Origin of the sequence: Tatumella sp. JGM130, assembly GCF_018257525.1 — a bacterium.
Classification (GTDB): Bacteria; Pseudomonadota; Gammaproteobacteria; order Enterobacterales; family Enterobacteriaceae; genus Tatumella; species Tatumella punctata.
On sequence record NZ_JAERJS010000056.1, the window covers coordinates 1 to 7,892 of the forward strand.

Annotated in this window: 5 protein-coding genes; 2 read left to right on the plus strand and 3 right to left on the minus strand. The window is 52.0% G+C overall.

Annotated features, from left to right (window positions below; translation table 11 throughout):
• Window positions 1-370: 370 nt before the first annotated feature.
• The 3 genes from JK211_RS16265 to pepA all read right to left on the minus strand — a co-directional run bounded on the left by JK211_RS16265 (window position 371) and on the right by pepA (window position 5,324).
• Window positions 371-3,226, minus strand: coding sequence for a valine--tRNA ligase (locus tag JK211_RS16265; protein ID WP_212709669.1), 2,856 nt, complete (start codon window positions 3,224-3,226; stop codon window positions 371-373).
• A 5-nt stretch (window positions 3,227-3,231) separates the two neighbouring features.
• The gene (locus tag JK211_RS16270) at window positions 3,232-3,690 is read right to left on the minus strand and encodes a DNA polymerase III subunit chi (RefSeq protein ID WP_212709670.1); all 459 of its coding nucleotides are present in this window, start codon (window positions 3,688-3,690) and stop codon (window positions 3,232-3,234) included.
• 122 nt (window positions 3,691-3,812) lie between these two features.
• The gene (pepA, locus tag JK211_RS16275; RefSeq protein WP_212709671.1) at window positions 3,813-5,324 is read right to left on the minus strand and encodes a leucyl aminopeptidase; all 1,512 of its coding nucleotides are present in this window, start codon (window positions 5,322-5,324) and stop codon (window positions 3,813-3,815) included.
• Window positions 5,325-5,590: 266 nt separating this feature from the next.
• Here pepA and lptF point away from each other — a divergent pair, with 266 nt between their 5' ends.
• Window positions 5,591-6,691 carry an LPS export ABC transporter permease LptF gene (gene lptF, locus JK211_RS16280; RefSeq protein WP_212709672.1) on the plus strand — a complete coding sequence of 367 codons (1,101 nt, stop codon included), beginning with the start codon at window positions 5,591-5,593 and terminating at the stop codon, window positions 6,689-6,691.
• Window positions 6,691-7,767, plus strand: a complete 1,077-nt coding sequence (lptG, locus tag JK211_RS16285; RefSeq protein ID WP_212709673.1) for an LPS export ABC transporter permease LptG — start codon at window positions 6,691-6,693, stop codon at window positions 7,765-7,767. The genes lptF and lptG overlap by 1 nt, the downstream gene beginning before the upstream one ends.
• The last annotated feature ends 125 nt before the right edge of the window (window positions 7,768-7,892 follow it).

Genomic DNA, 7,892 nt, shown 5'->3' on the forward strand with positions numbered 1-7,892 from the left:
GGGCCTTAACCCGTCCGCCGCAGTGCGGCTGCTGAAACTCCGCCACTGATGGCGGAAGGAAGATGCACAGAGCCGGATGTTTATGCCCAAAGGCGGTGGATTCGCACTGATTATCGATAACGCCGATTGCAGCAAAACTGTTTCAGCGATAAAGGTATCTGATAAAGGAAGATGCTCAGAGCCGGAAGCTTATGCCAAAAACCAGTAACTCCGCACTAAAAGGTGACGCCCCGGCACGGATTGTTAAGGCCCACGCCACCGGGCCTTAACCCGTCCGATCGGTAGCAAGAGACTTGCTGTCGGAAAAATGTTCCCGGCACAAAAAAGCCGGGACAAACCCGGCTTTAAACAGTAAAGGATAACGGAAAACTTACAGCGCAGCGATGACTGCCTGCTGCTCGATAATTTTCACTCTGGCCTGTTGCAGATCACTCAGACGTTCACGCTCTTTCTCTACCACAGCGGCAGGGGCACGGGCGACGAAGCCTTCGTTAGCCAGTTTAGTGTCGATTTTCTCAATTTCGAGATCCACTTTCGCCAGCTCTTTTGCCAGACGTTCCAGTTCGGCTTCTTTATTAACCAGTCCGGCCATCGGGATCAGTAACTCGGCACCCTCGACCAGCTTAGTCACAGAAACCGGGCCTTTATCATCGGCGGCCAGCAGTGTCAGGCTTTCCAGGCGTGCCAGACGTTGCAGGAAGGTCCGGTTCGCTTCCACACGGCGCAGTACTTCGGGGGTAGCGCCACGCAGCAGCAGATCCAGTGGTTTACTCAGGGCAATATTCATTTCAGCACGAATATTACGTACTGATACGATAGCCTGCTTAATCCATTCGATGTCTGCCTGTGCCTGCGCATCTTCCTTCGCCGCATCGTAGGCAGGGAATGGCTGCAGCATAATAGTGTCATCGCTGTTACCGGTCAGAACCTTCACCTGTTGCCAGATGGTTTCGGTAATAAACGGAATAATCGGATGCGCCAGGCGCAGTAACGCTTCCAGTACCGTCACCAGTGTATGACGGGTACCGCGCAGTTCTGCCTCACTGCCACTGTTCATGACCGGTTTGGTCAGTTCCAGGTACCAGTCACAGAATTGGTTCCAGGTAAAGTCATACAGCAGACCGGCAGCGATATCGAAACGATAACTATCCAGTGCTTCGCGGTATGCTTTAACCGTACGGTTAAACTCAGTCAGGATCCAGCGATCAGCCAGCGACAGAACTTTCTCACCACCATTAAATCCGCAATCCTGGTCTTCGGTGTTCATCAGTACAAAACGGCTGGCATTCCACAGCTTATTACAGAAATTGCGGTAGCCCTCCAGTCGCTTCATATCCCAGTTGATATCACGGCCGGTAGAAGCCAGTGCTGCCAGGGTAAAGCGCAGCGCATCGGTGCCGGAAGGTTCAATACCATTCGGGAACTGCTTCTCGGTACGCTTACGGATTTTTTCTGCCAGCTGCGGCTGCATCATATTGCCGGTACGTTTTTCCAGCAAATCCGGCAGTGAAATACCGTCCACCATATCCAGCGGATCGATCACGTTACCTTTTGACTTGGACATTTTCTGTCCTTCATCGTCACGGATCAGGCCGGTCATATAGACGGTTTTGAAAGGAACCTGTGGCTTACCATTTTCGTCTTTCATAAAGTGCATGGTCAGCATGATCATGCGGGCAATCCAGAAGAAAATAATATCAAAGCCACTGACCACCACACTGGTCGGATGGAAAGTGCGCAGAGCCTCGGTATTCTCCGGCCAGCCAAGGGTAGAGAAAGTCCACAAACCGGAAGAGAACCAGGTATCCAGTACGTCTTCGTCCTGACGCAGCGCGACATCATCTGCCAGATTATTGTCGGCACGGACTTCGGCTTCATTACGGCCGACAAAAACGTTACCGTTATCATCGTACCAGGCCGGAATACGGTGACCCCACCATAGCTGGCGGGAGATACACCAGTCCTGGATATCACGCATCCATGAGAAATACATATTCTCGTACTGTTTAGGGACGAACTGAATATCACCGTTCTCGACGGCTTCAACGGCAACTTTCGCCAGTGGTGCAGTACGCACATACCACTGGTCGGTCAGCATAGGTTCAATCACCACGCCACCACGATCGCCGTAAGGTACGGTCAGATCATGAGGCTTAATTTCTTCCAGTAAACCGGCCGCATCGACGGCAGAAACGATGGCTTTACGGGCCGCAAAACGCTCCAGCCCGGCAAACTCAGCAGGGATCGCGGCATCGTAAACGCTACTTTCTTCACCGTTAGTATCATAAACCTGAGCCAGCTGACGAATATCGCCATCAAAGGTCAGAATATTGATCATCGGCAGCTTATGGCGACGTCCGACGTCATAGTCATTAAAGTCATGGGCAGGTGTGATCTTCACACAACCGGTGCCTTTTTCCATATCGGCATGTTCGTCACCGACGATCGGGATCCGGCGGTTAACCAGTGGCAGTATCAGTTCTTTACCGATCAGATCTTTATAACGCGGATCTTCCGGATTAACAGCAACGCCCGTATCCCCCAGCAGAGTTTCCGGACGGGTTGTGGCGACCACCAGGTAATCTTTGCCTTCGGCAGTTTTCGCGCCATCCGCCAGCGGATAACGGATATGCCACATAGAGCCTTTCGAATCATGGTTTTCAACTTCCAGATCGGAAATAGCGGTGCGCAGTTTCGGATCCCAATTCACCAGCCGTTTACCACGGTAGATCAGATTTTCTTTGTGCAGACGGATAAACACTTCTTTAACCGCATTGGATAACCCTTCGTCCATGGTGAAACGCTCACGTTCCCAGTCCACAGAGTTACCCAGACGACGCATCTGGCGGGTGATAGTGCCCCCGGATTCGCCTTTCCATTCCCAGATTTTGTCGATAAACGCCTCGCGGCCGTAGTCCTGACGGGTTTTACCTTCTTCCGCAGCGATTTTACGTTCAACCACCATCTGGGTAGCGATACCCGCATGGTCAGTCCCTGCCTGCCACAGGGTATTTTTCCCCTGCATACGCTGGTAACGGATCATGGTATCCATAATTGTCTGCTGGAAAGCATGTCCCATGTGCAGACTGCCGGTCACATTTGGCGGCGGGATCATAATGCAATAGCTTTCCTGGCGGGTATCACTATTGGGTTTGAAATAGCCTTGCTTTTCCCAGTGCTCGTAAAGCGGCTGTTCTATCTCTTGCGGATTATATGTTTTTTCCATTTCTGCTATGTCGTTTTTGGCGCGGAGTGCGTTGCCGTATTCAATTGGAAACCGACGCTGCGATACGCTTTATAGCGGTCACGCGCCAGCTGCTTCAAAGATTCTTCATCAGGAACGAAGTCTATCACTTCATGGAAAGCAGTAGCAAAATCTGCGAACCACGGCAGTAGGTTAATCAGCAAATCTCTGGAAGTACTGCCGCGTTTCTCCGGCCAGGCCAGTTCAACCGGCGCGCCATAACGCGGGCCTTCACCGGCCAGATTATGCGGAACAAATGCCTCTGCCGGACGTTGCCATAACGCCTCATCAAGGCGAATAGCCTGTTGTTCGTTTTCGCAGGCGACCAGGATGCGTTTACCTTCACGCCAGCGGGCAGCAGCCAGCTCGCAGGCCAGTGCTTCTGCCGCAGACAGGGTATCCTGTTGCAGATCGGGACCAGGAAGATAAAACGTGGCATTTTTCATGGGATTGCCTGTGTTTCATGAAGTAAAAAGAGTGACCGGAGTCACTCATAAAATAAATGATGCCGCGACTGCAGATCAAAAACCGTACACCCTGGCGGGCCGGGTGTACAGCGGCAGGCGGTTTACTCGTCGTTACCCAGCCCGGCACGGTTCAGCAGGAACTGTGACAGCAGCGGAACCGGACGTCCGGTAGCACCTTTGGCTTTCCCTGAACGCCATGCGGTACCGGCAATATCCAGGTGAGCCCAGTTATACTTACGTGTAAAGCGGGCCAGATAACATCCGGCAGTGATAGCTCCGCCGGGGCGTCCGCCGATATTGGCCATATCGGCAAAGTTTGATTCCAGCTGTTCCTGGTACTCATCAGCCATTGGTAAACGCCATGCACGGTCACCGGACTGCTCGGAAGCCCCAATCAGTTCATGGGCCAGCGGGTTATGGTTAGATAACAGTCCGCTGATATGGTGGCCGAGGGCAATCACACAGGCACCGGTCAGGGTGGCGACATCAATAACCACTTCCGGCTCGAAACGCTCGACGTAGGTCAGGGTATCACACAGCACCAGGCGGCCTTCGGCATCGGTGTTCAGCACTTCGACGGTCTGACCAGACATGGTTGTCAGAACATCCCCCGGACGCATCGCCCGGCCGTCAGGCATATTTTCACACCCGGCCAGCACACCTACCACATTCAGCGGCAGTTTCAGCTCGGCGACCATACGCATCACACCATAGACTGTCGCGGCGCCACACATATCGTACTTCATTTCGTCCATGCCTTCGCCGGGCTTCAGGGAAATCCCTCCGGCATCGAAAGTCAGACCTTTACCGACCAGTACAATCGGCCGGGCATCCGCATCCGGATGACCTTTGTACTCAATCACTGACATCAGGGACTCGTTCTGCGAACCGGCACCGACCGCCAGATAAGCATTCATCCCCAGTTCTTTCATCTGCTGCTCACCAATCACCCGGGTGGTGATATTCTGGCTGTAAGCGTCCGCTAACTGACGGGCCTGAGAAGCCAGATATGCCGGATTACAAATATTCGGTGGCATATTACCGAGGTCTTTAGCTGCTTTAACCCCGGCCGAAACGGCCAGACCATGCTGGATGGCACGTTCGCCACTGGTCAGCTCACGGCGGGTCGGCACATTAAAGACCATTTTGCGTAACGGACGGCGTGGTTCAGCTTTATTACTTTTCAGCTGATCAAAGCAGTACAGAGATTCTTTCGCCGTTTCGACCGCCTGACGTACTTTCCAGTAATTGTTACGACTTTTAACATGTAACTCGGTCAGAAAACAGACGGCTTCCATTGAGCCAGTATCATTCAGGGTGTTAATGGTTTTCTGAATAATCTGCTTATACTGACGCTCGTCCAGTTCACGTTCTTTACCACAACCAATCAGCAGAATGCGCTCAGAGAGAATGTTCGGCACATGGTGCAGTAACAGGGTCTGGCCCACTTTTCCTTCCAGTTCGCCGCGGCGAAGCAGGGCACTGATATAGCCATCGCTGATCTTGTCGAGTTGCTCGGCAATCGGCGACAGACGACGAGGTTCAAATACGCCGACAACAATACAGGCACTGCGTTGTTTTTCCGGGCTACCGCTTTTTACACTGAACTCCATGTATTCTCCTGAATCTTAAAGACAACAGCGTTTGCTATCGCTAGAATGTATAACTCTTATTCTTATTATGAAACAGTTGTACCATGACAAACACCATATCGGCGTCATAATAAGTTAAGATTCTGAGGGCTGATACCTCAGTATCCTGAGAAGGTGGTCATACAATTTTAGCCACGATGGCAGCCATTGATGAATTAAAATGGCTAATAAGCGTTGAAACTATCGACTTTCCTGCAAAAAGACAAGTTTTCACAGGCGTATTTAGCGTGATTATCATTAGATATCTGGTTCGGGAGACGCTTAAAAGTCAGTTCGCCATTCTGTTTGTCCTGCTACTGATCTTCTTTTGTCAGAAGCTGGTCAGGATCCTCGGAGCGGCGGTAGACGGCGATATCCCGACAAATTTAGTTCTTACTCTTCTGGGATTAGGGGTGCCTGATATGGCGCAACTTATCCTGCCATTAAGCCTGTTTCTGGCGATCCTGATGACGCTGGGAAGGCTGTACACCGAAAGCGAAATCACGGTCATGCATGCCTGTGGTCTGGGCAAAAGTGTGCTGGTGAAGGCGGCCTTGTTGCTGATGCTGCTGACGGCTGCTCTGGCGGCGATTAACGTCACCTGGCTGGGGCCATGGTCGGCGCGCTACCAGGATCAGGTGACCCAGAACGCCAGAGCCAACCCGGGTGCAGCCGCGCTGGCAGCCGGACAATTCCGTACTTCCGGTGACGGCAACTCAGTACTGTTTATCGAGAACGTGAAAGGCAACAAGTTCGGTAATGTTTTCCTGGCACAGCTGCGGCCCAAAGGAAATGCCCGTCCTTCGGTCGTGGTGGCGGACCAGGGCCATATGGAACAGCATGCTGACGGTTCCCAGACGGTGATCCTCGATAAAGGAACCCGCTTTGAAGGCACGGCGATGCTGCGCGATTTCCGTATTACTGACTTCACCAAATATCAGGCGGTGATGGGCTATAAAGAGGCCACTCTGGATCCGAATGATACGGACCAGGCGACATTCAGTACCCTGTGGCATAACCCTTCACCGGCATTCCGTGCGGAGCTGCACTGGCGTTTGACTCTGGTATTCTCGGTACTGGTTATGGCGCTGATGGTGGTACCACTGAGTGTGGTTAACCCGCGTCAGGGAAGGGTCTTATCGATGCTGCCGGCAATGTTGCTGTATCTGATTTTCTTCCTGGTACAGAGTTCATTCCGCTCAAATGCCGGTAAGGGCCGTCTTGATCCTGCCGTCTGGATGTGGTCAGTTAATCTCGGATATCTGTTGCTGGCGATTGTCCTGAACCTGTGGGATACCCTGCCGATGCGTCGATTCAGGGCCCGTTTCAGCCGCAGTGAGGTGGTCTGATGTTTGGAGTACTGGACCGTTATATTGGTAAAACCATATTTAACACCATCATGATGACTCTGTTCATGCTGGTGTCTCTGTCGGGCATTATCAAATTTGTTGAGCAGTTAAGAAAAACCGGCCAGGGCGCGTATACGGCGCTGGACGCCGGTTATTTTACCCTGTTAAGTGTGCCGTCAGACCTGGAACTGTTTTTTCCGATGGCCGCTTTACTGGGGGCCTTACTCGGACTGGGCAGCCTGGCACAGCGCAGCGAACTGGTGGTAATGCAGGCTTCCGGTTTCACCCGCCTGCAAATTGCTCTTTCAGTGATGAAAACAGCTATCCCGCTGGTATTACTGTCGATGGCGATTGGCGAGTTTGTGGCACCACAGGGTGATCAGATGGCGCACAATTACCGCGCCCAGCAAATGCTCGGAGGTTCACTACTGTCGACTCAGGGCGGGTTGTGGGCTAAAGATGGTAATAACTTTATCTTTATTGAGCATATCCAGAGCGAAAATCAGCTGAAAGGCGTCAGTATTTACCGCTTTAATGATCAGCGCCGGCTGGAAGATGTCCGTTTCGCGGCGACGGCCGACTGGGATAGCGGACAACACCAGTGGAACCTGGTACAGGTGGATGAATCAGACCTGACTAACCCGCAGCAAATTACCGGCTCTCAGACCGTGACCGGCGTCTGGAAAACCAGCCTGACCCCGGAAAAACTGAATGTTGTGGCGCTGGACCCGGATTCATTATCTATCCGCGGACTGAATGATTACATCAGGTATCTGAAACAAAGCGGACAGAAAGCAGAGCGTTATCAGTTGAATATGTGGAGTAAAGCAGTACAGCCTCTTTCGGTGGCCGTAATGATGCTGATGGCATTATCGTTTATTTTTGGTCCGCTGCGCAGTGTCTCTATGGGAATGCGGGTGGTAACCGGTATCAGTTTTGGCTTCCTGTTCTATGTACTGGATAAGATCTTTGGGCCACTCAGCCTGGTCTACGGGCTGCCTCCTTTCCTCGGCGCTATTTTACCGAGTGCCGCGTTCTTTATTATCAGCTTCTATTTACTGATTAAACGGCGCTAAAGGCTGCCTGAAAAAAGGGGTTCACTTGTGCGGTGAACCCCTTTTTTATGGTTCATCGCACCTTAGCGTGAATTAATAGAAAACGGCGGTAAAAGTGGTTAGTTTTGTATTCGCCAAAACACTAA